The sequence below is a fragment of the Micrococcus sp. IITD107 genome, assembly GCF_041927415.1.
GTDB lineage: Bacteria > Actinomycetota > Actinomycetes > Actinomycetales > Micrococcaceae > Citricoccus > Citricoccus terreus.
The window spans coordinates 681427-706272 of record NZ_JBHFFN010000001.1; the positions used below are offsets into that span (position 1 = coordinate 681427).

Consider the following 24846-nt stretch of genomic DNA (forward strand, 5'->3'; position numbering starts at 1 on the left):
TCAGCGGTACTGGTCCATCACGGACATGGACTTCAGATGGCGTTCCAGATGGAACTGCAGGTACCCGGCCACGATACCGGCCGCCTCCCGGCGGGCACCGCTCGGCGCGGCGTCGGCCACCTCCCAGTCCCCCGCCAGCAGAGCGGCCAGCAGAGCGATGCTCTCCGGAGCCGGGGTGGAGGATCCGGGCAGACGGCAGTCCGGGCAGACGGTTCCGCCCAGCGTGACGTTGACGGAGCGATGCGGTCCGGGGTCTCCGCACCGGGCGCAGTGGGTGAAGGTGGGGGCCCAGCCTGCCGTGGACAGGGCCCGCAGCAGATAGGAGTCCAGCAGCAGACGTGGGGCATGGGCCCGCCGAGCCAGGGCCGCCAGGGCGCCGTGCAGCAGACGGTACTGGGTGGGAGCGGTGACAAGCCCCGGAAGCCCAACCTGGAGCTGGGAGGTGCCGGGGCCGTCGTCGGGAACCGGAGAGCCGGGGACCTCGGCCAGGGTGAGACGCTCCGCTGTCTCCACCATGGCCGAGGCCGCCGTGTAGCCGTCATAGTCGGCGGCGATCAGCGATCCGTAGGGCCGCACCGACTCCGCCTGGGTGATGATGTCCAGGTTCCGCCCGCGCACCAGCTGGAGCTTGGAGAGCATGAACGGCTCCAGGGTGGCGCCGAACTTGGACGTGGTCCGGCGCACCCCTTTGGCCACGGCCCGGACCTGGCCGTGCTGCGGGGTCAGCAGTACGATGATCCGGTCGGCCTCGCCCAGGGAGTAGGTGCGCAGCACCAGCCCCTCGGTGCGGTAGCTGTTGGCCGCGTAGCCGGAGCCCGATCCGCCGGACCTAGACCTGCTCGGCATCCCGCACGGCGCGGTTCACAGCGGAGATCACGGCCTTGAGGCTGGCCATGGTGGTGTTGTGGTCCAGGCCCACGCCCCACAGGATGCGATCGCCGATCGCTGCCTCCACATAGGCCGCGGCCATGGCCGAACCGCCCTCGGAGAGCGCGTGCTCGGTGTAGTCGAGCACGCGGACGTCGGTGCCCTCCTCAGCGAGGATCTTGAGCAGCGCGGCGATGGGGCCGTTGGCCTCGGCGGTGCGGGTGCGCAGCTGGCCGTCCACCTCGGCCTCAGCGGTCATGGTGAAGGTGCCGTCCGCCGCGGTCTCGGACTGGACCGAGCCCAGGCGGTACCGGCCCCAGCGCGGCTGTCCCTCCGGTGCGGGCAGGTACTCGTCCTGGAAGACGTCCCAGAGCTGGGCTCCGGTGACCTCGCCGCCCTGGCGGTCGGCCATGGTCTGGATGACGTGGGAGAACTCGATCTGGGCGCGGCGAGGCAGGTCCAGGTTGTGCTCGGACTTGAGCAGGTAGGCCACACCGCCCTTTCCCGACTGGGAGTTCACGCGGATCACGGCCTCGTAGGACCGGCCGATGTCCTTGGGGTCGATCGGCAGGTAGGGCACGCCCCAGATCATCTCGTCGATGCCCTTGCCGGCGGCCGTCGCCTCGGCGTCCATCGCCTCGAAGCCCTTCTTGATGGCGTCCTGGTGGGAGCCGGAGAAGGCGGTGAAGACCAGGTCGCCGCCCCACGGGACACGCTCGCCGACCTTGAGCTGGTTGCAGTACTCCACGGTGCGGCGGATCTCGTCCATGTCCGAGAAGTCGATCATGGGGTCGATGCCCTGGGAGTACAGGTTCATGCCCAGGGTGACCAGGTCCACGTTGCCGGTGCGCTCACCGTTGCCGAACAGGCAGCCCTCGATCCGGTCAGCACCGGCCATGAAGCCCAGCTCGGCCGCGGCCACCCCGGTGCCGCGGTCGTTGTGCGGGTGCAGGGAGAGGATGATGCCCTCGCGGTGGGCGATGTTGCGGTGCATCCACTCGATCGAGTCCGCGTACACGTTCGGGGTGGCCATCTCCACGGTGGCCGGCAGGTTCAGGATCATCTGCCGGTCGGTGGATGCCTCCAGGATCTCAGCGACCTCGTTGGAGATCCGGGCGGCGAAGTCCAGCTCGGTGCCGGTGAAGGACTCCGGGGAGTACTGGTAGATGATCTCCGTGCCCGTCATCTGCTCCTCGTACTTGCGGCACAGCCGGGCGCCGGTGGTGGCGATGTCCACGATCCCGTCCTGGTCCTCGCGGAACACGACCTTGCGCTGCAGCACCGAGGTGGAGTTGTAGAGGTGGACGATCGCCCGGTGGCACCCCTCGAGGGACTCGTAGGTCCGTTCGATCAGGTGCTCACGGGACTGCGTGAGGACCTGGATGGTGACGTCCTCGGGGATGCGGTCCTGCTCGATGAGCTGACGCACGAAGTCGAAGTCGGTCTGGGAGGCCGAGGGGAAGCCGACCTCGATTTCCTTGTAGCCCATCCGCACCAGCAGTTCGAACATCTTCATCTTGCGGTCCGGGCCCATGGGGTCGATCAACGCCTGGTTGCCGTCGCGCAGATCCACCGCGCACCAGCGGGGTGCCTTGGTGATGACCTGGTCCGGCCAGGTGCGGTCCGGGAGGCTGACCTCGATCTGGTCCTGGAACGGGGCGTACTTGGCGAAGTTCATCCCGGAGGTCTTCTGGAAGTTCTGCATGGCGACTCACCGTCTCTCTGAGGGCCGGATGCTCCGGCGGGCGAAAAGGACTGACTGTGTGGTGGCGGGGCGGTCTGTGTCTCCTCCGCAACGAGGGTCCGGCCCGGCCAGGTGCCCTGGCGTGTCAGTGCGTGGAGGCGACCACGGCTGACTGCACGCCCTCGCTGCGGCAGCTCAGTAGCCAGAGTCCACCTGCGGCGCTGGCCCGGAAGTCCGGGGCGCACAGGCTGTGCTGTCGGTCACGCATGCTGATCAGGCTAGCACCGCGCGCGGCTCAGAAGCCCAGGCGGCCCAACTGTTTCGGGTCGCGCTGCCACTCCTTGGCCACCTTGACGCGCAGGTCCAGGTAGACGGGGGTGCCCAGCAGCTTCTCGATCCCGGTCCGGGCCTGCTGGCCGATCTGCTTGAGCCGGGAACCGCCCTTGCCGATGATGATGGCCTTCTGGCTGTCCCGCTCCACGAAGACGTTGGCGTACACGTCCAGCAGCGGCCGGTCCTGGGGCCGGTCCTCGCGCAGGTTCATCTCCTCCACCACCACGGCCACCGAGTGCGGCAGCTCATCGCGCACGCCCTCCAGGGCCGCCTCGCGGATCAGCTCGGCCACCATGATCAGCTCCGGCTCATCGGTCAGCTCCCCGGAGGGGTAGAGCGGGGGCGAGACCGGCAGCTGCTCGGCGAGCACCTGGGCCACGTCCTCGACCTGGTGTCCCTTCACGGCGGAGACCGGCACGACGGCGGCGAAGCCGATTCCCTTGTTCTCCGGCCCGAGCACCTGGTCACCCAGTTCGGTGACGGCCAGCAGCTGCTCGGCCACCTGGGCCGGGTTCGCCTTGTCCGTCTTGGTCACCAGGGCGACCACGGGCGTGCGGTTCAGCATGGCCAGCTGCTGGGCGATGAACCGGTCCCCCGGGCCGATCTTCTCATCTGCGGGGATGCAGAAGCCGACGGCGTCCACCTCGCCCAGGGTCTCGGCCACGAGATCGTTCAGCCGCTGGCCCAGCAGCGTGCGGGGACGGTGCAGTCCGGGCGTGTCCACCAGCACCAGCTGGAACATCTCCCGGTGCACGATCCCGCGGATGGTGTGCCGGGTGGTCTGCGGCTTGGAGGAGGTGATCGCCACCTTCTGTCCCACCAGAGCGTTGGTCAGCGTGGACTTGCCGGCGTTGGGGCGTCCCACCAGGGAGACGAATCCGGCGCGGAAGCCCTCGGGTGCGGCGCTGGGGTCCAGCAGCAGGTCGTCGGTGGTCATCGTCCCTCCCGGGAGTCGGTGGTGGATCCGAAGGTGCCGTGGGCACCCTGGAGCGTGGCGTCGTCGTACCCGTCCAGGCGGATCTGCCCGGTGGAGTCCTCGGTTTGGCGCACCAACAGGCGCGCGACCCGGTTGCGCCGGCCCTCCAAGGTCTCCGCGTGCAGGATCAGGCCCTGGACCTCCACCTCGGAGCCCTGGATCGGCACCTGGCCCAGCTCCTTGGCCAACAGGCCACCCACGGTGTGGATGTCATCCTCGTCCTCGAGGTCGATGTCGAAGATCTCCGCGAAGTCGTCCACGTTCATCCGTGCGTCCACGCGGAACAGTCCATCCTGCACCGGTTCGACCTCGGGGCGGTCCTGCTGGTCGTACTCGTCGGAGATCTCGCCGACGATCTCCTCGATCAGATCCTCCAGGGTGACCAGCCCAGCGGTGCCGCCGTACTCATCGATCACGATCGCCACATGCGTGGCCTCGCGCTGCAGCTCCTGCAGCAGCTCGGAGACCGGCTTGGACTCGGGCACGAAGCGGACCTCGCGCACGATCCCGTCCACCAGCTCGTGCGGGTCCATGCGTGCGCGGTGCAGGGCCTGGGCCACGTCCTTGAGGTAGATCATGCCGAACACCTCGTCCGCGCTCTCGCCGATCAGCGGCACGCGGGAGCAGCCTGAGCGCAGCAGCAGGTTCATGGTGTCCTCGAGGGAGGTCCCGGAGTCCACGGTGACCACATCCGTGCGCGGCACCATCACGGCGCGGACGATGGTGTCCCCCATGTCGAACACCGACTGGATCAGCTCCGCTTCGGAGTCCTCCAGGACATCGGCGTCATTGGCGCGGGCCACGAACTCGCGGAAATGGCGCTCCTCGATCTCCGCGGCCTCCTCCTCTTCGTCCTCCGTCCGGGTGCCCGGCGCGGCGAACTTGGCCGGCAACGGGCCCAGCACGCGGGTGAGCACCCTCACGAGACCGGCCGTGGTGCGGGCGGTGCCCACATCATGCCGGGCCCCGACCTGGCGAGGTGACCACACCACCAGCAGCAGCGAGGCAAGGCCCATCAGCACGGTGGCCGTCAGGACCGACCACCACGTGGAGTCCAGGAACCAGTCCAAGAGCAGGGCGGCGGCCACCGCGGAGGCGGTCTCGGCGAAGATCCGCCAGAACCGCAGCGCCTGCAGGTGTTCGGGCAGCTGGGCCATGACCGTGAGGATCGGGCTCTTCGGCTTCTTGGCGACGATCCCCTCGGCTTCCTTGCGCGAGAGGTAGGTCAGCGAGGTCTCTGCGGCGGAGAGCACCCAGGACAGGGCGAGGAATGCCACCAGCAGCAGGGCCAGCACGATCGGGGTGAACACAGGTCAGGGGTCTCTCAGTTCGAGGGGCAGGGATTCGACGCGGCGGTGCCGCAGCGGGGCGCTGGTCAGTCCATGGTGGGTCGTGGGGCGGGACGACCCAGGTGCTCGGAGAGCAGACGGTCCTGCAGCTCGAACATCTCCTGACGTTCAGCGGGGTCCTCATGGTCGAAGCCGAGCAGGTGCAGGATCCCATGGGTGAGCAGCAGCTGCATCTCATCCTGGGTGGAGTGTCCGCCGCGCTCGGCTTGCAGCCGGGCGACCTGGGGGCAGATCACCACATCGCCCAACAGCCCCTCGGTGGGGGCGGTGGCCGTGCCAGGGCGCAGCTCGTCCATGGGGAAGCTCATCACATCGGTGGGACCGGGAAGGTCCATCCAGTCCAGGTGCAGCTGCTCCATGGCCGCCTCGTCCACACAGAGCACAGCCAGCTCGGCCGCCGGGTGCACGTGCAGTCCGTCCATCACCGCGTGGGCCAGCTCCAGCAGGGCGTGCTCGTCCACCTCGACACCGGACTCATTGACCACCTCAACGGCCATGGCCGCCCCCCTTCCGTCCGCGGTGGTCGCCCTGGGGTCCGCGGGGCCGCCCGTGCTGGGTCGGCACGCGCTCCTCATAGGCATCCACGATCCGGCTGACCAGCTGGTGGCGCACCACGTCCGTGGACTGCAGCCGGACCACAGCCACGTCATCCAGGCCGTCCAGCACCTCGACGGCCTGGGCCAGTCCGGAGTCGGTGCCGCGCGGCAGGTCCACCTGCGAGGTGTCCCCGGTGACCACCATGTGGGATCCGAACCCGAGCCGGGTCAGGAACATCTTCATCTGCTCGCCCGTGGTGTTCTGGGCCTCGTCCAGGATAATGAACGCGTCATTGAGCGTGCGCCCGCGCATGTAGGCCAGTGGCGCCACTTCAATGGTGCCGGCCTCCATCAGCCGCGGGATCGACTCGGGCTCGACCATGTCATGCAGCGCATCGTAGAGCGGACGCAGGTAGGGGTCGATCTTCTCGCTGAGCGAACCGGGCAGATACCCCAGCCGCTCGCCGGCCTCCACCGCAGGGCGGGTGAGGATGATCCGGTTGACCTCCTGGGCCTGCAGCGCCTGGACCGCCTTGGCCATGGCCAGGTAGGTCTTGCCGGTGCCTGCCGGGCCGATGCCGAACACGATGGTGTTCTGATCGATCGCCGCCACATAGTTCTGCTGGTTCACCGTCTTGGGGCGGATCTTCTTGCCCCGGGTGGAGAGGATGGACTCGGAGAGCAGCCCGGACTTCGCCGCGCCGGAGCCGCCCCGGACCAGGCCGATGACCTGTTCGATCACGGCCGGGGTGATGACGGTCCCGCGCCGGGACATCCCGTGCAGGTCCTCCACCACCTGGCGCACCTGTTCGGCGTCCTTGCCGGCACCGGTGATCTCCAGGTCCTCCCCGCGCACGATCAGGTCCACCCGAGGGTAGATGCCCTCCAGGATGCGCAGCAGCGCGTCCTGCGCGCCGAAGGTCCGGACCATCTCCTCGGCAGTGGGGAAGGTGATGGTGATCTGGTCCAGCTCCGGCTCCGCACCCAGGGTGGCGGCGGTCAGCGCGTCCGGCAGGGTGGGGGCAGTGGCGTCCAACGGGTCCTTGGGGTCTGTCACGGGGTGTGCTTCAGCTCCTGGGGGTGGGTGTCATCAGGTGTGAGAACGCGGGGAGCGGGCGTCGCCCTCCTCCCGCGGCAAGTCTACCGGCCGGGTCCATCACGGTCAGGACTGCCAGCGGCCCAGCAGCTGCTGCAGGACGGCGGTGGCGGCCGGGCCGGCGGTGGAGGACCGCAGGACGTGCTGCCCCATGCGAACCGGGTGGGCTCCGGCCTGGGTCAGTGCCTCCAGCTCCTGGGGGCTGATCCCCCCTTCCGGCCCGACGACGAGGACCACCTCTGCCGGATGGGCGGCCCCGACTGCGGAGGTCGGCTCAGCGGACGCGGACGATCCGGCTGTTCCCAGGTGACGGTCGACCGCCTCACCCAGGCTATAGGCGGCGTCCTCGTGCAGCGCCAGCACCAGGACGTCGGGACCTGTCAGCTCCGCGACGGCGGTGCCCACGGTGAGCGGACGCGTGCTCGGAATGCGACTGCGCCGGGCCTGCTTGGCGGCCGCGTGCAGCGAGGCATCCCACTTGGCCTGGGCCCTGGCGGCCTTCTCGCCCTTCCACCGCACGATGGACCGCTCCGCCTGCCAGGGGACCACAGCGTCGATGCCCAGTTCGGTGGCGGTCTGGATGGCCAGCAGGTCGCGATCCCCCTTGGCCAGGGCCTGGACCAGGACCAGCCGTGGAGCTGGCGCCGGCTCATCCACGACGCTGTCCACCTGCACAGTGAGGTCCGTGGTGCTGGCGGCGGTGATGGGGCCTGAGACCCTGCGTCCGGCCCCGTCGGCCAGGTCGACCCACTCCCCCGGTTCCAGGCGCATGACCTGGACGGCATGGCGCGCCTCGGGTCCGCCGATCGAGACCGTCTGCCCCGGGGCAGCCGTGTCCAGTCCGCCAGGTTCGGCGTAGAAGAGATGGTGGGTCACTGGTTCTTGAACTGCTCGAAGTTCTCCCGCAGACGGGCGAACATGCCCCGGTGCTCCACCTGCCCCGGAGAGGTCTCCTCTCCGCGCAGGGAGGCGAGCTCCTCCAGCAGACGCCGCTGGTCGTCGTCGAGCCGGGTGGGGGTCTCCACCTGCAGGTTCACATTCAGGTCGCCTCGGCCCTGCCCCCGCAGTCGACCCACGCCCAGGCCCTTGAGGGTGTGGACCTCGCCGGACTGGGTGCCGGGCTTGACCTCGATCTGCTGTTCGCCGTCGAAGGTCTCCAGCGTCAGGGTGGTGCCCAGAGCGGCCGCGGTCATGGGCAAGGTCATGGCCGCCATCAGGTGGTCGCCGTCCCGGGTGAACACAGCATGGGGACGGACGTCGATCTCCACGTAGAGGTCACCGTTGGGTCCGCCGCCCGGGCCGGCCTCGCCGCGCCCGGCCAGCTGGATGCGGGTGCCGGTGGCCACGCCCGCGGGGATCTTGATGGTCAGCGCGGCGCGCTCGCGGACCCGGCCCTGGCCGGAGCACTCCTTGCAGGGGTGCGGGATGGTGGTGCCGTAGCCCTGGCAGGCCGTACAGTTCTCGGTTGCCATCACGGTGCCCAGGATCGAGCGCACCGGACGACGGACCATCCCGTGACCTCCGCAGATCGAGCAGGTCTCCGGCGAGGTCCCCGGCTGGCAGCAGGAGCCGTCGCAGCTGGAGCAGGTCACGGCGGTGTCCACCTCCAGGGTCTTGTCCACCCCGAACACGGCGTCCTCGAGATCGATCCGTGCCGTGATCAGGGCATCCTGACCCCGCCGGGAACGGCTGGCCGGGCCACGGCCGCCCGTGCCCCCGCCAGAACCGCCGAAGAAGGTCTCGAAGATGTCGGAGAACCCTCCGAAGTCGCCGCTGAAGCCGCCTCCGCCGAAGCCACCGGTGCCGTTCTCATGGCCGGTGGCGTCGTAGTTGCGTCGCTTGGACTCGTCCGAGAGCACCTCATAGGCACGGGTGACGGCCTTGAACTCTTCAGCGGCGTCCGGTGCGGGATTCACGTCCGGGTGGAGCTTGCGGGCCAGCTTGCGGTAGGCGCGCTTGATCTCCTCTGCGGAGGCGTCCTTGCTGACGCCGAGGACCTCGTAGTGGTCTGACACGGTCTGCGGTGTTCCTTCCGAATGGAGAGGTGGTCTGTGGTTCTACTGGGACAGGATGCGGGAGAGGTAGCGGGCCACCGCACGGACCGCGGCCATGGTGCCGGGATAGTCCATGCGCGTCGGCCCCACCACACCGAGCTTCGCTACGGAGCCGGGCCCGTAGGAGGCGGCCACCACGGACGTGTCGGCGAGCGAGCCCGCGTTCTCCGAGCCGATGCTCACGCTCAGGCCCCGCACATCCTGCTCCATCTCCGTCAACAGTCGAAGCAGCACGACTTGTTCCTCGAGGGCCTCCAGGATGGGTCCGATCGTCAGGGGGAAGTCCCCGGTGGACCGGGCCAGGTTGGCGGTGCCGGCCATGATGATCCGGTCTTCGCGTCCAGCGGCGATCAGCTGGTCCAGCATGTGGGCCAGGCTGCGGGCCAGCCCGGTGTCCTGCTCGGGCACCTGGGTGGGGACGACGGCCAGGACGGCAGGTGCCGCGGCCGGGGTGAGCCCGTCCAGATGCGTGAGGAAGACCTGCTTCAGGGCAAGCAGCTGCTCATCGGTGGCGTCCTGCTCGGTGGCCAGCACCCGCTGGTCCACTTTGCCGTTGGAGAGGATCAGCACCACCAGCACTCGGTGCGGGGCCAGGGCCACGAACTCCAGGTGGCGGACCGTGGCGGTGTCCAGGTGCGGGTACTGCAACACCGCCACCTGGTGCGTCAGCTGGGAGAGCAGCCGCACGGTGCGGGCCATCATCTCGTCCACATCGTCCGCGTTGTCCAGCAACGCCTGGACTGCACGGCGTTCGGCAGCGGAGAGCGGTTTGACCTCCGAGAGGCTGTCCACGAAGAGGCGGTACCCCTTGTCCGTGGGGATACGGCCGGCGGAGGTGTGAGGGGCCACGATCAGCCCCTCCTCCTCCAGTACGGCCATGTCATTGCGCACGGTGGCGGAGGAGACGCCCAGCTGGTGACGTTCCACCAGGGCCTTGGAGCCCACGGGCTCCCGGGAGGAGACATAGTCCTCCACGATGGCCTGCAGCACCTGCAGGCGGCGCGGCATCTCGTTCATCTCATCCCTCCTCGGGTGTCACAGCACAGCCGGAGCACAGTTAGCACTCCGGGGGTCCAAGTGCCAAGTGTAGTACCCCCGCCTCGGCGACGCCCGGAGAAGCCGCGAGCCGTACCGCTTCGTGCGCCACCGGCGTTGCTAGCCTCGACTCCCGTGGATTGGAACAACTGGGGACCAGGATCCCTCGACGGCGGCTTCCGCCCTGCCGCACGCACGGTCGCCTCGGTGCCGGCGCAGGTGGGCACGGTGGTCGAGGACGCACAGAGCGGATACACCGGTGCGGTGATCCGGACCGAGAAGTCCGGTGGCGTGCACCTGGTGGTGCTCGAGGACCGCAGAGGCAGGACCCGGTCCTTCCCCCTGGGCCACGGGTTCCTGATCGACGGTGAGCCGGTCGAACTGGTGCCCGCACCCAGCGCCGCGGCGCGGGCTGCGCAGAAGCCGGTGCGGACGGCGTCGGGGTCGGTCCGGGTGGAGAACGCCCGCGCCCGCACCGCACGTGCCTCCCGCATCTGGGTGGAGGGCGTCCACGACGCCGAGCTGGTGGAGAAGGTCTGGGGCGAAGACCTGCGCCTGGAGGGGATCGTGGTGGAGCCCCTGCACGGCGTGGACGACCTGGCCGGGGCCATCCGCGACTTCAATCCTGGCCCCGAGCGCCGCCTCGGGATCCTGGTGGACCACCTGGTGACCGGGTCCAAGGAGGAGCGGATCGCCGCCGAGGCCATGCGCGTGCCCGGGGCCAGGGACAACGTGCTGATCGTCGGACACCCGTATGTGGATGTCTGGCAGGTCATCAAGCCGCAGGTGCTGGGCATCCAGGCCTGGCCCGTGGTGCCCAAGGGACAGGACTGGAAGACCGGGATCCTGCGCGGGCTGGGCTGGCCGCACCGGACCAAGGAGGACATCGGCCTGGGGTGGAAGCGCCTGCTGGCCCAGGTCACCACCTACGCCGATCTGGAGCCCTCACTGCTGGGACGGGTGGAAGAGGTCATCGACTTCCTGACCGTCCCCTAGCGGCACGGGCTCCGCACCAGCCTGCCTTCCCGGGGATAGACTGACTCCAGCGTCCGGGCCGGTGGGCCTGCGCTCCGGCGGCCATCCAGATCAGAGCCGTCCACCCTGCAGCAGATCGAAAGGCAGACCAGGTGTCCCAGCAGCACACGCCCGGGCCGAATCGGACGCGATCGTCCGCCGGTCCACGTCGCGACCAGCACCTTCAGGGCTCGTCCGACCGCGCCGAGCCGCTGACCCCCTCCGAGGACCGTCAGTGGGCCACGCTCGCCCACTTCGGTGCGCTTCTGGGCTTCCTGCCCTCTCTGGTGATCTTCCTGGTCTTCCGCCACCGCGGGCCGTTCACCGCCCAGGAGGCCAAGGAGGCGCTGAACTTCACCCTCCCGCCCACTGCCGTGGCGATCGTGGCGAACCTGTTGGCGCTGCTGCCGGTCGTCGGGGGGATCTTCGGGATCATCGCCGTGGTGATCTGGCTGTTCATGACCGTCTCCGGCGTCAACGCTGGCATCCAGTGCAACAAGGGCCGGCCGTACCGCTACCCGCTGAACCTGCGCCTGATCCACTGACGCGGCCTCAGAAGCCCAGCAGCCTCCGGACGATCGCGTCGTCCAGCAGACGGCCCTGCAAGGTCGGCACCAGACGCCCGGCCAGTGCGGCGCGACCGTCCAGCAGGCCCTCACCGATCAAGGCGGCGATCTGCTGCCGAGCCGACTGGCCGCCGTCGGGAGCCTGGTCCAGGATCGTGACGTCCAGACCTTCGGCCAGCCGAACGCCCAGCATGACCTGCTCCAGCAGACGCGCGTTCGCATCCGGGGTCTCCCGGCCCACCGCCGGGGAGACTCCGGTGGCCAGCCGCTGGGCGTAGGCGGCCGGGTGCTTGGCGTTCCACCACCGCACCCCGGCCACGTGGGAATGCGCGCCGGGCCCTGCACCCCACCAGTCCTGGTCCCGCCAGTAGGCCAGGTTGTGCCGCGCCTGGTGCACCCCGGCGCCCTCCAGGTCCCGCGCCCAGTTCGAGACCTCGTACCAGCGGAAGCCAGCAGCACCGAGCAGCTCCTCGGTGAGCAGGTACTTGTCCGCCTGGTCGTCAGGATCCACATCCGGGACGACGCCGCGGGAGACCTGCGCGCCGAACTTGGTGCCCTCCTCCACGATCAGCGAGTACGCCGAGACATGATCCGGCTCCAGTGCCACGGCGGCCTCCACCGAGGTGCGCCAGTCCGCCAGGGACTCCCCCGGCGTGCCGTAGATCAGGTCCAGAGAGACCACCAGCCCCGCCTCACGGGCCCACCCGACGGCGGCCGGCACGTTCTCCGGACGATGGGTGCGTTCCAGCGTGGCCAGCACGTGCGGGACGGCGGACTGCATCCCGAAGGACACCCGGGTGAAGCCGCCCTCGGCCAGCTCCTGCAGGGACTCACGGGTCACCGAGTCCGGATTGGCCTCCGTGGTGATCTCCGCCCCCGGCTCGAAGCCCCACAGCTCCCGGGCCCGGCCCAGGATGGAGACCAGGTCGGAGGCCGGCAGCAGGGTGGGGGTGCCGCCGCCGAAGAACACGGTGTGCAGGGCTCTGTCTGGAACACCGGAGGCTCGGAGTGCCTCAGCGGCGAAGTCCAGTTCGCCCGTGACGGTGCCCGCATAGGAGGTGCGGGACGCTCCGGGCCCCAGGTCCTCGGCGGTGTAGGTGTTGAAGTCGCAGTACCCGCAGCGCACCGTGCAGAAGGGCACGTGGACGTACAGGCTGAAGGTGCGGGCAGAACCGGACGCCTCGGCGTCCTTCACCTGCTGGACGGCGCTGGAAGGCAGCCGTCCGTGGGCAGGTGCGGGGTCGCCGTCGGGAAGGATGGAGGGCACAGGGGCGACCGGCTACTTCTTCGCGCCGGACTTCTCACCGCTGGCACCGTCCGAGGACAGTGCGGCGATGAACGCCTCCTGGGGGACCTCCACGCGGCCGACCATCTTCATGCGCTTCTTGCCCTCCTTCTGCTTCTCCAGCAGCTTGCGCTTGCGCGAGATGTCGCCGCCGTAGCACTTGGCCAGCACGTCCTTGCGGATGGCTCGGATGTTCTCACGGGCGATCACCCGGGAGCCGATGGCCGCCTGGATGGGCACCTCGAACTGCTGGCGCGGGATGAGCTCCTTGAGCTTGCCGGTCATCATCACACCGTAGGAGTAGGCGCTGTCCCGGTGGGTGATGGCACTGAAGGCGTCCACCGCCTCGCCCTGGAGCAGGATGTCCACCTTGACCAGGTCCGAGGCCTGCTCGCCGTCGGCCTTCCAGTCGAGGGAGGCGTAGCCCTTGGTGCGGGACTTGAGCTGATCGAAGAAGTCGAAGACGATCTCGGCCAGCGGGATCCAGTAGCGGATCTCCACGCGCTCCTCGGAGAGATAGTCCATGCCGCGCATCTGACCGCGCTTGGACTGGCACAGCTCCATCACCGCACCGATGAACTCCGCCGGGACGATCACCGTGGCTGAGGCCATGGGCTCGCGGATCTCGTGGATCTTGCCCTCCGGGAACTCCGAGGGGTTGGTCACCGTCACCACGGAGCGGTCCTCGGTGGTGACCTCGTAGACCACGTTCGGTGCGGTGGAGATCAGGTCCAGGTTGAACTCGCGCTCCAGGCGCTCACGGACGATCTCCAGGTGCAGCAACCCCAGGAAGCCCACGCGAAAGCCGAAGCCCAGGGCCACGGAGGTCTCGGGCTCATAGATCAGGGCCGCGTCGTTGAGCTTGAGCTTGTCCAGCGCGTCCCGCAGCACCGGGTAGTCCGAACCGTCGATCGGGTAGAGGCCGGAGAACACCATGGGCTTGGGATCCTCGTAGCCGCCGATGTTCTCCGAGGCCGGCTTGGCGAAGTTGGTGACGGTGTCGCCGACCTTGGACTGACGCACGTCCTTCACGCCGGTGATCAGGTATCCCACCTCGCCCACGGACAGGCCCTGGCTCGGCACCGACTCCGGGGCGGACACGCCGATCTCCAGCAGCTCGTGGGTGGCGCCGGTGGACATCATCACGATCTTCTCGCGCGGGTGCAGCTTGCCGTCCACCACGCGGACATAGGTGACCACGCCGCGGTAGGTGTCGTACACCGAGTCGAAGATCATCGCCCGCGCTGGGGCGGAGGCGTCGCCCTGGGGTGCGGGGATGGTGGCGACCACCTTGTCCAGCAGCTCTTCCACGCCCACACCGGTCTTGCCGGAGACGCGCAGCACCTCCTCCGGCTCACACCCGATCAGTCCGGCGATCTCCTTGGCGTACCGGTCCGGATCGGCCGCGGGCAGGTCGATCTTGTTCAGCACCGGGATGATGGCCAGGTCGTTCTCCATGGCCAGGTACAGGTTGGCCAGGGTCTGGGCCTCGATCCCCTGCGCGGCGTCCACCAGGAGAATGGCGCCCTCGCACGCGGCGAGCGAGCGGGAGACCTCATAGGTGAAGTCCACGTGCCCGGGGGTGTCGATCATGTTCAGCGCGTAGGCGGTCCCGTCCACCTCCCAGGGCATGCGCACGGCCTGGGACTTGATGGTGATGCCGCGCTCGCGCTCGATGTCCATGCGGTCCAGGTACTGGGCCTTCATGTCGCGCGGCTGGACCACGCCGGTGGACTGGAGCATCCGGTCGGCCAGGGTCGACTTGCCGTGATCGATGTGCGCGATGATGCAGAAGTTGCGGATCACCGCAGGATCGGTGGCAGAGGGCACCGGGGCGTTGCGCGCCATGGGCGACACAGGCATCTTCCTTCGGGTGGAGCGGAGAGGGACTGACTGCCCATTCTTCCATGCTTCAGCCCGGCCGCTATCTTGGACACCATGGCGTGGAATCTCAATCGCATCCTGTCCGTGGGCCGTCAGGTCTACCGCGTGGTCCAGCAGGTCCAGCGGTCTCAGCAGCAGCGTGGCGGCGCCGGCTCGCCGGATCGCGCGGGCCGCGGCACCTCCCCGCGTCCGCCCCGAGGCACCGGGTTCCCGACGACGTCCGGAGACCTCGGCGGCCATGCCGGCCGATCCGGTGGTCCAGCTGGACAGGGGGCCGGCGTGGCCCCCGAGGGACAGGTGCTGGACTACCCCGGCGACTTCCACGGATCCGCGCACGTGGAGTATGCGCCGGTGGCCGGACGCGAGGCGGGTCCGGGCGAGGTGGTGTGGACCTGGGTCCCGTTCGAGGAGCTGGACGGCCGTGGCAAGGACCGGCCCGTGCTGATCGTGGGGCGCCAGGACGGCTATCTGCTCGGCGCCCAACTGACCACGCGGGACCGCAACAACGCCGTCTCCCGCGATCGGGACTACCTGGACATCGGCTCCGGCCCCTGGGACTCCAAGGGTCGGCCCTCCGAGGTGAAGCTGGACCGCATCCTGCTGGTCAACCCGCGTGACGTGCGCCGTGAAGGCGGCGTCCTCTCGGAGCAGATCTTCGGGCGAGTGGCCGAGGCGCTGCGTCAGAACCAGGGTTGGTCCTGAGGACACGGCACGAGCACGGACGGCACCGGCGGGCCGCGACCGTCTGCTCTGGTGATCATGCTAAGATCTATCGCTGTGTGTCCGCGCAGGTCGACGGGCACTCTTGGATCGGCTCCCATGGCATCCCCACGCCGCTCAGTCGCCGATGACCGAGAAACTCCCTCACCGACCACGTCAACTGACAACCAGAAGGACCGAACTTGGCCAACATCAAGTCCCAGAAGAAGCGCATTCTCACCAACGAGAAGGCGCGCCAGCGCAACGTCGCCGTGAAGTCCGAGCTCAAGACGCTCATCCGCGCCGTGGACAAGGCCGTTGCCGCCGGTGACCAGGAGGCCGCCACCAAGGCAGTGGCCTCCGCCAGCCGCAAGCTGGACAAGGCCGTGAGCAAGGGCGTCATCCACAAGAACCAGGCCGCCAACCGCAAGTCCGGCATCGCCAAGCGCGTGCTGGGCCTGGGCTCCCAGGGCTGACACCCGCAGCACAGACGTTTCAGCGAAGCCCCCGACCGTCCTGGTCGGGGGCTTCGCTGTGTCCTGAGAGGCTTACGTGAGCCGTCAGCGGCGGGCGGTGAGGGCGATCCGGGTGACGGCCCGCTCCACGGAGTACTCGGCGTCCTTGGACAGCCCCTTGGCCTCGGCGTCGGCCTGGGCGATCCACTCGATGGCGGCCGCGATGCTGGCCGGGTTCCAGAATCGGGCGCTCTCCTGCACCTGGCGTGCCTGCCACGGAGCCACCCCCAGCACGGAGGCGATCTGGCCCTGTCCGATCCTGGCATCCACGATCCGGGCGATCTGACGTGCCTTCATGGCCAGGGCCCCGGTCAAGGCCGGCGCCGAGACGCCCGTGGCCAGGGCATGACGCAGCAGTGCGGTGGCCGGTCCTGGTCGGCCGGCCAGAGCCGCATCGGCCACCTTGAAGGCGGTGGCCTCCACCCGTCCTCCGTAGTACCGATCCACGACCTCCACGGTCACGGCACCCTCCGTGTCCGAGAGGAGTTGACGGATCGCCGCCGCCAGATCGGTCAGCGAGGAGCTGTTGGCGTCGATCAGCGCCCGCACGGCCTCCGGGTCGATGGATCGACGCACCGAACGGAACTCCTGGGCCACGAACTCGGACTTCTCCGCTTCGGACTTGATCGGCTGGCACTCCACGAGCACTCCGGCCTGGGTCACCGCGTCCAGGAGCTTCTTGCCGCGATTGCCCCCCGTGTGACGCAGCATCAGGGTGACGTCCTCTGCCGGAGCGCTGAGATAGTCCAGGCAGTCGGCCAAGAAGGCCTCGTTCATCTCCTGAAGCCCCTCGGCCACGATGATCTTGGCCTCACCGAACAGCGAGGGGCTGGCCAGGATGGACAGCTGGCCTGCCTGGTAGTCGGCGGCGGCGATCCGGTGGGTCTCCAGTCCGGGATCTGCCTCCCGGAGCTGAGCTCGGACCCGGTCCGTCACCCGGGTGGCGATGAAGTCCTCCGGCCCCTTGAGCAGCATCAGCGGAGCGCGTCCGACGGTGCGCCAGTCCGCGCCAGAGGTCTTGGTGCGGCGGGAACGACTCGGTGCGGGCATGGCTGACATCCTATCGGCTGGCCGGTGCCGAGCGGCGTGGTCGGACGGTCGGCTCCAGGATCCCGTCCCGGACCGAGAACACGAAGGTGCCGTGGTGATCGGTCCGCACCACGGGACCGTAGCGGGACAGCGCCCCGGTGATCTGTGAGTGGGGGTGGCCGTAGTCGTTGTCGGCTCCCACCGAGATCACGCTGGCGAGCGGATGCACGGTCTCGGCGATGTCGAGCCCGCCGTTGCGTGCCCCATGATGGCTGGCCTTGAGCACATCGACTGACTCGGGCAGGCCTCCGGCCCTGACCAGGTTCGCTGCCGCCTGCTCCTCCAGGTCCCCGGTGAGCAGCACGGTGAAACGTCCCTGTGGCGCCGTGAGCACCGCGTGGAGCACGACGGACGCATCGTTCTCCGACCGGGCCGCGTGATCGGCGGCGAGCACCGTCCAGTCCACAGCCCAGCCCTGCTGACCGTGGTGGCCCTGCTCCCCCGCTGACACCAGCTCGGCCTCGGCCGGCGCTTGACGGGAGACGGTGTCCTCGCCATGGGTGCCGACCGGACGCTGTGAGGTGGAGTAGATGGTCCGCGCAGGAGGGCAGCAGTCCAGGACAGCAACCGTCCCACCGACATGGTCCTGATGCAGATGGGTCAGCACCAGCAGGTCCACCTGTCCCACGTCCAGCTCGTCCAGGCACGCCGATGCCGGGCCGGGTTCGGGTCCGGTGTCGACCACCACGGCCGAGCGTGCGCCAGAGCGCAGGACCAGCATGTCTCCCTGACCGACGTCACACACCGCCAGCGCCCAGTCGGCCGGGACCGTTCCCACGGGAGGCGGCACCAGGATCGCGGCCTGGCTGCCGATGCCCGCGGCGATCACCGCCCAGCAGGCCCGCGTGGCCCAGAGGACTCGGCGAGGTTCCGGAGTCCTGCGGCCCCGACCGGTGCGACGGACCCGTGCCGGACGGACCCTCTCCCACCGCAGGAGCAGCCAGAGCAGTGCGAGGCTGGACAGGAGGTGCACGCCGATGAGCGCCCCGCCCACCAACCCCTCCGGCCAGGGATGCAACGCGCCCGGCCAGGCGGAGACCGTGGTGGCGATCCAGCCGATCCCTGCCGCCGGCCAGGCCACCCACCACAGGATGAGTTCCGCCACGCCGGGCAGCAGCGGCACCAGGGCTGCCGCCACGGTTCCGGGAACCGTGACGAACGGGACCAGAGGCGCCGCCAGGAGATTCGCCGGGACGGCGTAGGCACTGATGCTGCCGGACAGGCGCAGGAGCACCGGCTGGCAGGCGATCTGCGCGCACACCGTGACGGCCAGGGCCGCACTGAGGACTCCAGCCACCGGTCCGGGAAGCCACCTGGAGAGCACTGCGGTGAGCCACTGTTCGACAGGCCGAGCGCCCAGGACGATCCCCGCGGTGGCGCAGACGGAGAGCTGGAAGGCCGCCTCGGTGGCGAGGCCAGGCTGCCAGCACAGCAGCACGCAGACCGCCACGCACAGCAGAGGCAGCGCCTGGCGACCTCGCCCGAAGAACAGGGCGGCAGCCCCGATGCCGCCCATCACCGCGGCGCGTATCACGGACGGTTCCAGACCCACCACGATCACGAACATGACCAAGGTGCCCAACACCGCGGCCAGCACTACAGGTCGACGGACACGGAGAGTGCGCAGCGCCATGGTGATGGCCCCGGCCAGAAGTGTGCAGTTCGCGCCACTGACGGCAGAGAGGTGAGACAGGCCAGAGTCCTTCATCGCCGTGTCCAACTCAGGGCTCTGCACGGAACGGTCCCCCAGGATCAGGCCAGGCAGAAGTTCCGGGGCCCTCGCCACGGTCCCGGCCGCAGCCTGCCGCAGGCCCTCACGCAGGTGATCACGTCCGGTCTGTCCGTGCACATCGGAACGGCCTGGGCCGCACCGCCCGGTGTCAGGAACGGTGCGCACTCGGGCGAAGACCGTGGCGCCCGCCCCCTCCAGGTCTGCCGTGAAGCAGAGGCGATCACCTGGTGCCACCGAGGACCAGCTGACGTCCCCGGCCGCCTGGACCTGGGTTTCCCGCGGGGCGGCGGCCCCCGGATGACCGAACGACTCCACCTCCGCTGGGACGTACCAGCGGTCTGCGAACCGTCCTGGTGCATACACGGCGGGGCCAGCTGCCATCCCCTCCACGAGCACCGTGGCCTCCGCTGTCACAGACTGTTCCCATCCCAGGGCCCTGGACTCCTCCCGGTGGGCGATCGCCTGGACGCTCACGATGGACCCGATCCACAGGGCCACGGACATCATCGCCAGCACGGTCTGCAGGCCAGTCCACAGATGGCGCTCACGGTGACGGACCACCAGGACGGTCGCCGTGCACAGACCAGCTGCCACCATCAGCACCAGCGGCAGCTGCCGCACGGCCCCCCAGGGTGCCACCGGGGCCCACAGGGCACAGGCCAGGGTCAGGAGGACCGAGGGCACCAGTCGCACGTCCACGGGCAGAGGTGGACGGCCCGTGGCGGCTGGTCCGTCTGCCGCGCTCACGGCGGCCCCAGTGTGAGTGGGCGCTGGTGCTGGTGCTCTGGTCTCACCAGGAGACCAGCCCGTCCAGCCGCTCGAGCATCGCCGGGCCGATTCCGGACACGGCGTCCAGATCGTCGAAGGATCCGAAGGGTCCGACCTGCTCTCGATGGTCGATGATCCGCTGGGCCAGTGCTGGGCCGATCCCCGGGAGGCTCTCCAGGGCGGTGGCATCCGCGCGATTCACGTTCACCGTGGCCGCGCCGGCCCCGCCTGCTCCCGCAGCAGCACCGGATGGGACGGTCCCCGGGGGTGACGTCGCTGCGTCATCCGAGCCGGGAACGAGGATCTGCGCGCCGTCTGTCAACGGTGCGGCCAGGTTCACCAGGTCCAGGCGTGCCTCGTCTGTGGGTCCGCCGGCCGCCTGCACCGCATCCACCACCCGCGAGGAGGCCGGAAGACGGACGATGCCCGGTGTGCGCACCTGTCCTGCCACGTGGACGATCGCCTCATCGTCCGATTGCGCCTGCTCACTGGACCCGTCCGCGGTCGGTGAACCCCGTTGCACTGACGATTCCGCGGATGCCGCCCCCGCGGAGAGCGGCACCGAGGCCGGGACGGTCTCGGAGTCGGAGATGCCGGGAGTGGTCAGCCAGGAGACGGTCCACCACACGACGGCGACCACAGCGATCATCAGAACTGCGGGGATGAGGATCCGCGAACGCCACAGGGGTGCAGGTGGCGGGGCCTCCTCCCACTCGACATCCGTCAGGTCCTCACGACTGCCCTTGGGGTCGACGGTTGCGTCGATGGCTTCGGTGATGTCAGAGCGGTGCAGTCCTTCACGATGGCGGGGCATGCCTCCAGACTGGCTCTCAGGATCCCTGGATGCGGTGAACGTCCCGGGTTCTGTGGACCGGCGACCTCGGTGGCTCAGCTGTGCAGGAGTCAGCGCCGCCAGAACATCAGGTGGGTGACACCACTGGGCGAGGCCGTCGACTCGATGTGGAAGCGCTGGTCCAGCCCCTCCAGTCCGTCCCACAGCCGAACGCCGCGGCCCAGCAGGACCGGCGCCACCACGAGGTGCATCTGATCGATCAGGTCAGCCGCCAGGAACTCGCGGACCGTGGAGACACCCCCACCGATCCGGATGTCTCGGCCACCGGCCAGGGCGCGAGCGGCGGCCAGCGCCTGCACGGGGGCGGCATCCATGAAGTGGAAGCTGGTTCCCCCATCCATCCGCAGCGTGGGCCGAGGGTGGTGGGTCAGGACGACGGCAGGGGTGTGGAACGGAGGGTCCGCACCCCACCAGCCTCGCCAGTCCGTGTCCTCCCAGGGATCCCTCTGCGGCCCGAACTTGTTCCGGCCCATGATCTCCGCACCGATGCCATCCGCCCACCGAGCTGCAGACGCATCGTCGACACCGGTGGTGGCTGTCGACGCACCATGCAGTCCCATCGCCGCGAAGGTGGCTGTCGGCAGGGCCCACTGAAGCAGACGGTGTCCGGCGTGTCCGAACGGTGCGTCCAGAGTCTGTCCCTCTCCGGTGCCGAAGCCGTCCAGAGAGATCGAGAAGTTGTGCACCCGCACCCGCGACGGCGGAGCTGCAGGGGCCGTCACCGAGGTACGACCACCGGGGGATGGTGTCATGGTGCGACGCTATGCCTGTGCGGGTGACTGCGGGAACAGCTCATCCCCCGTGGATCCTCCCGCTCTGGTGGGGTGACGGGAGACGGGTCAGGGCAGCAGGCCCAGGGCTGCCTCGTCCACGGGGTTGACGGTGATGCCCAGCGCGCCCAGGCCCAGGTGTGCCGCCAGGACGGCGGGCAGCGTGATGACCGGCACCGGGGTGGCTGATTCTGGCTGGACTCGAGCGGCCAGCTCGTGGGCGGCAGAGTCGTTGCCGAAGCCGTGGACGGCGATCCGCACCGGCCGGCCCTGGGAGGACTCCTGGGCCAGTTCGACCATGCGATCCACGGCCTTGGCTGTGGTGCGGGGACGGTCGACCAGGGAGACCACGCCGTCCGCCAGTGTCAGCACCGGCTTGACCTGCAACAGGCTGCCGAGCAGCCCGGCCACCGTGCCGATCCTGCCGCCGCGCCGCAGCTGCTCCAGGTTCGGGACGGTGAAGACCACCCGGGAGTCCGCTGCGGCTCGCTGCGCACCGTCGGCGATCTCCTCGATCGGCTCATGGAACCCCGCGCGGATCAGGGCGTCCAGCACCACGGTGCCCTGGCAGAACCCGGTGGTCTCGGTGTCCACCACGGTCACCGGGATCAGCGCCTCACGCGCGGCGATCCGTGCGGCGTCGGCCGTGCCGGAGAGCTTGCCGGAGAGGTGGATGGAGATGATGCGCGCGAAGCCGGCCTCGGCGACCTCCTGGTAGACCCCGGAGAATACGCCCGGGGCCGGTCGAGAGGTGCGCACGGTGGTGCCGGCGGCCAGGGCCAGAGGCAGGTCGCGGTCCAGTTCGGCGGTGCCCTCGCTGTGGATCTGGTCCCCGATCATCACGGGCATGGGCACCTGGCGCAGTCCGGCCGCCAGAGGGTGCTCCAACACCACGCGCGGCAGCGCCGCTGAGGAGTCCGTGACCACCGCGGTCCGATCCCGACGACGCGGTCGGCGCGGACTGTACTTGGCGCGGCCGGAGGGACCGCCGCGCCGGCGACGCAGCCGTTGGAGCAGGTCGTCGTGCCACTGGACGATCTCGGCCATCCTGCTCCTCTCCTCTGCGTCGGGTGGATCTGCTGGGCGAGCCGAGACACCTCGGCCCGCCCGCAGGATCAGATGACGATGTTGACCAGCTTGGGCTCCTTGACGATCACCTTACGGATCGGGGCATCGCCGATCGAGCGCTGCACCGCCTCCGAGGCCAGCGCCATCGACTCCAGCTCCTCGGCGGAGATGTCCAGTGCGACCTCCAGACGGTCCTTGACCTTGCCCTTGACCTGGACCACGGCCACCGTGGTGTCCTGCACCAGCAGTGACTCGTCCACGGTGGGCCAGCCCGCACGGGCCACGGACGGCTCATGACCCAGCAGAGCCCACATGTCCTCAGCGGTGTACGGGGCGAACAGGCTCAGCAGGATGGCCACGGCCTCGGTGGCCTCCCGCACGGCGGGATCGGCCGCCCCGGCGCCGGAGTCGATGGTCTTGCGCGTGGCGTTGACCAGCTCCATCGTGCGGGCGACCACCACATTGAACTTGCGCTCGTCCAGCAGCCCGGCCGCGTCCTGCACCGTGCGGTGGGTGACCTGACGCAGGGAGCGATCGCCGCCGTCGGGAGCCGTGCCGGCCGGGGCACCGCCCAGGCTGACGTCCTGGGCGAGTCTCCACGCGCGGGCCAGGAACTTGGCCGAGCCGGACGGGGAGACGTCCGCCCAGTCCACGTCGTCCTCGGGTGGGGAGGCGAAGACCATGGTCAGCCGCACGGCATCCACACCGAACCGGTCCAGCTGCTCGCCCAGGTCCACGCCGTTGCCCAGCGACTTGGACATGGCCTTGCCGCCGTTGAGCACCTGGCCCTGGTTCAGCAGGGCCTTGAAGGGCTCGGTGAAGCCGATCAGGCCCATGTCGTACATCGCCTTGGTGAAGAACCGGGAGTAGAGCAGGTGCAGGATCGCGTGCTCCACACCGCCCACGTACTGGTCCACCGGCAGCCACCGATCCACGGACGCACGGTCGAAGACCTGGGTGGAGTCGTTCGGGGAGATGTAGCGCATGTAGTACCAGGAGGAGTCCACGAAGGTGTCCATGGTGTCCGTGTCCCGCTTCGCCGCGCCACCGCAGGACGGGCAGTCGGTGTTCGCCCAGGACTCGATGCTGGCCAGCGGGGACTGCCCCTTGGGCGCCAGCTGCTCGCCGGAGACGTCCGAGGGCAGCAGCACCGGCAGCTGGTCCTGCGGGACGGGCACCTCACCGCAGTCTGGGCAATGGATGATCGGGATGGGCGCACCCCAGAAGCGCTGGCGGGAGAGCAGCCAGTCGCGCAGACGGTAGTTCACGGTGCCCTCACCGGTGCCCCGCTCCTCGATGATCTCGATGGCCCGGGCCAGTGCGGCGGTCTTGTCCAGTCCGTCCAGTTCGCCGGAGTTCACCAAAGTGCCCTCGCCGGTGGTGGCCACACCGGAGACCGCCGGGTCCTCCTCCCCCGTGTCCACGACCATGCGCACGGGCAGGTCCATGGCGCGGGCGAAGTCCAGGTCACGCTGATCGTGTGCAGGCACGGACATGATGGCACCGGTGCCGTAGTCGGCCAGGACGTAGTCCGAGGCCCAGATCGGCAGGCGCTCCCCGTTCAGGGGGTTCAGGGCGTAGCGGCCCAGGAACACGCCGGACTTGGTGCGGTCGGTGGCCTGACGCTCGATCTCCGAGACGTGGGTGAGCTCCTCGCGGTAGCGCTCCAGCTCAGCCCGGTGCTCCTCGGTCACCAGGTCCAGGGCCAGGTCGGCGTCCGCGGCGACCACCATGAACGTGGCCCCGTAGAGGGTGTCCGGGCGGGTGGTGAACACGGTGATCGGCTCGACCGGTGCAGCACCGTCGGCACCCTCGACAGCCTCCACCTCGAAGCGCACGTGGGCGCCCTCGGACCGGCCGATCCAGTTGCGCTGCATGGCCAGCACGCGCTCGGGCCAGTGTCCCTCCAGCTCGGCCATGTCCTCCAGGAGGCGGTCGGCGTACTGGGTGATGCGGAAGTACCACTGGTTCAGCGACTTCTTGGTCACCGCGGTGCCGCACCGTTCACAGGCCCCGTTGACCACCTGTTCGTTGGCCAGCACGGTCTGGTCCTGGGGGCACCAGTTGACCGGGGAGTCCTTGCGGTAGGCCAGACCGTTCCGGTGGAACTGCTGGAACAGCCACTGCGTCCACCGGTAGTACTCCGGGTCCGAGGTGTGCAGCTCGCGCGACCAGTCCGCGGAGATGCCGTACCGCTGGAAGGAGCCCTTCTGGGTCTCGATGTTCGCGTAGGTCCACTCGGCCGGGTGCGCGTTGCGCTTGATGGCGGCATTCTCGGCGGGCAGACCGAAGGAGTCCCAACCGATGGGGTGCAGAACGTCATAGCCGCGCTGGATCCAGTACCGGGCCACCACATCGCCCATGGCGAAGGCCTCGGCGTGCCCCATGTGCAGATCGCCCGAGGGATACGGGAACATGTCCAGCACGTACTTGCGCTCGCGCGAGCCGTCATCGGCAGGGGTGAAGGTGCCGGCCTGCTCCCAGTACCCGCCCCAGCGCTCCTCTAGGGCCCGGAACGAGTACTCCTGGGGCCCGGTGGTCTCTGGGGTGCTCTGCGCTGGCTGGTTCACGCTGGTCCTGTCATCTGGTGGGCGGGTGCAGGGAAACTTCCCGACGACGGCGCGTCCCGTAGGGCAACAACAGGCGCCTGCCGCTGAGGGCGGGCAGGCGCCG

Annotated in this window: 22 protein-coding genes; 4 read left to right on the top strand and 18 right to left on the bottom strand. The window is 69.3% G+C overall.

All coding sequences use genetic code 11. The features are described from left to right. From recO to hrcA, 10 genes are all read right to left on the bottom strand, one after another. Positions 1 to 846, bottom strand: coding sequence for a DNA repair protein RecO (gene recO, locus ACEXHE_RS03270; RefSeq protein ID WP_374784690.1), 846 nt, complete (start codon positions 844 to 846; stop codon positions 1 to 3). Continuing rightward, on the bottom strand, positions 830 to 2572 hold the full coding sequence (gene leuA / locus ACEXHE_RS03275) for a 2-isopropylmalate synthase (protein WP_260061544.1): 1743 nt from the start codon (positions 2570 to 2572) through the stop codon (positions 830 to 832). The genes recO and leuA overlap by 17 nt, the downstream gene beginning before the upstream one ends. A 124-nt stretch (positions 2573 to 2696) precedes the next feature. After that, positions 2697 to 2819 (bottom strand): hypothetical protein, encoded by a 123-nt coding sequence (locus tag ACEXHE_RS03280; protein WP_374784691.1) that lies wholly within the window; start codon positions 2817 to 2819, stop codon positions 2697 to 2699. 27 nt (positions 2820 to 2846) lie between these two features. Then, positions 2847 to 3821 carry a GTPase Era gene (era, locus tag ACEXHE_RS03285; protein WP_356966441.1) on the bottom strand — a complete coding sequence of 325 codons (975 nt, stop codon included), beginning with the start codon at positions 3819 to 3821 and terminating at the stop codon, positions 2847 to 2849. Then, positions 3818 to 5170, bottom strand: coding sequence for a hemolysin family protein (locus ACEXHE_RS03290; RefSeq protein WP_374784692.1), 1353 nt, complete (start codon positions 5168 to 5170; stop codon positions 3818 to 3820). Before ACEXHE_RS03290 ends, era begins: the two co-directional genes overlap by 4 nt. 65 nt (positions 5171 to 5235) lie before the next feature. Then, positions 5236 to 5706 (bottom strand): rRNA maturation RNase YbeY, encoded by a 471-nt coding sequence (gene ybeY / locus ACEXHE_RS03295; protein ID WP_374784693.1) that lies wholly within the window; start codon positions 5704 to 5706, stop codon positions 5236 to 5238. Then, a complete protein-coding gene (locus ACEXHE_RS03300; protein ID WP_374784694.1) occupies positions 5696 to 6802 on the bottom strand; it encodes a PhoH family protein in 1107 nt (368 codons plus the stop codon). The genes ybeY and ACEXHE_RS03300 overlap by 11 nt, the downstream gene beginning before the upstream one ends. Before the next feature lie 105 nt (positions 6803 to 6907). After that, a complete protein-coding gene (locus tag ACEXHE_RS03305) occupies positions 6908 to 7717 on the bottom strand; it encodes a 16S rRNA (uracil(1498)-N(3))-methyltransferase (RefSeq protein ID WP_374784695.1) in 810 nt (269 codons plus the stop codon). Continuing rightward, positions 7714 to 8856 carry a molecular chaperone DnaJ gene (gene dnaJ, locus ACEXHE_RS03310; protein WP_374784696.1) on the bottom strand — a complete coding sequence of 381 codons (1143 nt, stop codon included), beginning with the start codon at positions 8854 to 8856 and terminating at the stop codon, positions 7714 to 7716. The genes ACEXHE_RS03305 and dnaJ overlap by 4 nt, the downstream gene beginning before the upstream one ends. A 42-nt stretch (positions 8857 to 8898) precedes the next feature. Beyond that, positions 8899 to 9912, bottom strand: coding sequence for a heat-inducible transcriptional repressor HrcA (hrcA, locus tag ACEXHE_RS03315; RefSeq protein WP_374784697.1), 1014 nt, complete (start codon positions 9910 to 9912; stop codon positions 8899 to 8901). Positions 9913 to 10065: 153 nt separating this feature from the next. Between hrcA and ACEXHE_RS03320 the strand changes: the two genes are divergently transcribed. Then, a complete protein-coding gene (locus ACEXHE_RS03320; protein WP_374784698.1) occupies positions 10066 to 10926 on the top strand; it encodes a DUF3097 family protein in 861 nt (286 codons plus the stop codon). Between the two features lie 131 nt (positions 10927 to 11057). Continuing rightward, complete coding sequence (locus ACEXHE_RS03325; RefSeq protein WP_374784699.1) at positions 11058 to 11489, top strand: DUF4870 domain-containing protein; 432 nt, start codon at positions 11058 to 11060, stop codon at positions 11487 to 11489. 7 nt (positions 11490 to 11496) lie between these two features. Here ACEXHE_RS03325 and hemW read toward each other — a convergent pair whose 3' ends face one another. Next, positions 11497 to 12777 (bottom strand): radical SAM family heme chaperone HemW, encoded by a 1281-nt coding sequence (gene hemW / locus ACEXHE_RS03330; protein WP_374784700.1) that lies wholly within the window; start codon positions 12775 to 12777, stop codon positions 11497 to 11499. Positions 12778 to 12789: 12 nt separating this feature from the next. Next, positions 12790 to 14652, bottom strand: coding sequence for a translation elongation factor 4 (gene lepA / locus ACEXHE_RS03335; RefSeq protein ID WP_374784848.1), 1863 nt, complete (start codon positions 14650 to 14652; stop codon positions 12790 to 12792). An 81-nt stretch (positions 14653 to 14733) separates the two neighbouring features. Between lepA and ACEXHE_RS03340 the strand changes: the two genes are divergently transcribed. Together ACEXHE_RS03340 and rpsT are read left to right on the top strand one after the other, a co-directional pair. After that, complete coding sequence (locus ACEXHE_RS03340) at positions 14734 to 15381, top strand: type II toxin-antitoxin system PemK/MazF family toxin (protein WP_374784701.1); 648 nt, start codon at positions 14734 to 14736, stop codon at positions 15379 to 15381. A 200-nt stretch (positions 15382 to 15581) separates the two neighbouring features. Continuing rightward, the gene (gene rpsT / locus ACEXHE_RS03345; RefSeq protein ID WP_091696195.1) at positions 15582 to 15854 is read left to right on the top strand and encodes a 30S ribosomal protein S20; all 273 of its coding nucleotides are present in this window, start codon (positions 15582 to 15584) and stop codon (positions 15852 to 15854) included. 84 nt (positions 15855 to 15938) lie between these two features. Here the strand turns inward: rpsT and holA are convergent, their stop codons facing one another. The 6 genes from holA to leuS form a co-directional block, all read right to left on the bottom strand. Further along, positions 15939 to 16943, bottom strand: coding sequence for a DNA polymerase III subunit delta (holA, locus tag ACEXHE_RS03350; RefSeq protein ID WP_177227863.1), 1005 nt, complete (start codon positions 16941 to 16943; stop codon positions 15939 to 15941). Between the two features lie 10 nt (positions 16944 to 16953). Then, on the bottom strand, positions 16954 to 19461 hold the full coding sequence (locus ACEXHE_RS03355; protein WP_374784702.1) for a ComEC/Rec2 family competence protein: 2508 nt from the start codon (positions 19459 to 19461) through the stop codon (positions 16954 to 16956). Positions 19462 to 19504: 43 nt separating this feature from the next. Then, entirely contained in the window at positions 19505 to 20296 is a 792-nt protein-coding gene (locus tag ACEXHE_RS03360) for a ComEA family DNA-binding protein (RefSeq protein ID WP_356966462.1), read from the bottom strand. A gap of 89 nt (positions 20297 to 20385) precedes the next feature. Further along, complete coding sequence (locus ACEXHE_RS03365) at positions 20386 to 21087, bottom strand: dihydrofolate reductase family protein (RefSeq protein ID WP_374784703.1); 702 nt, start codon at positions 21085 to 21087, stop codon at positions 20386 to 20388. 87 nt (positions 21088 to 21174) lie between these two features. Beyond that, positions 21175 to 22152, bottom strand: a complete 978-nt coding sequence (locus ACEXHE_RS03370) for a DegV family protein (RefSeq protein WP_374784704.1) — start codon at positions 22150 to 22152, stop codon at positions 21175 to 21177. 68 nt (positions 22153 to 22220) lie between these two features. After that, positions 22221 to 24743: a leucine--tRNA ligase gene (gene leuS, locus ACEXHE_RS03375; protein WP_374784705.1), complete on the bottom strand. Its 2523-nt coding sequence runs from the start codon at positions 24741 to 24743 to the stop codon at positions 22221 to 22223. Between the last annotated feature and the right edge of the window lie 103 nt (positions 24744 to 24846).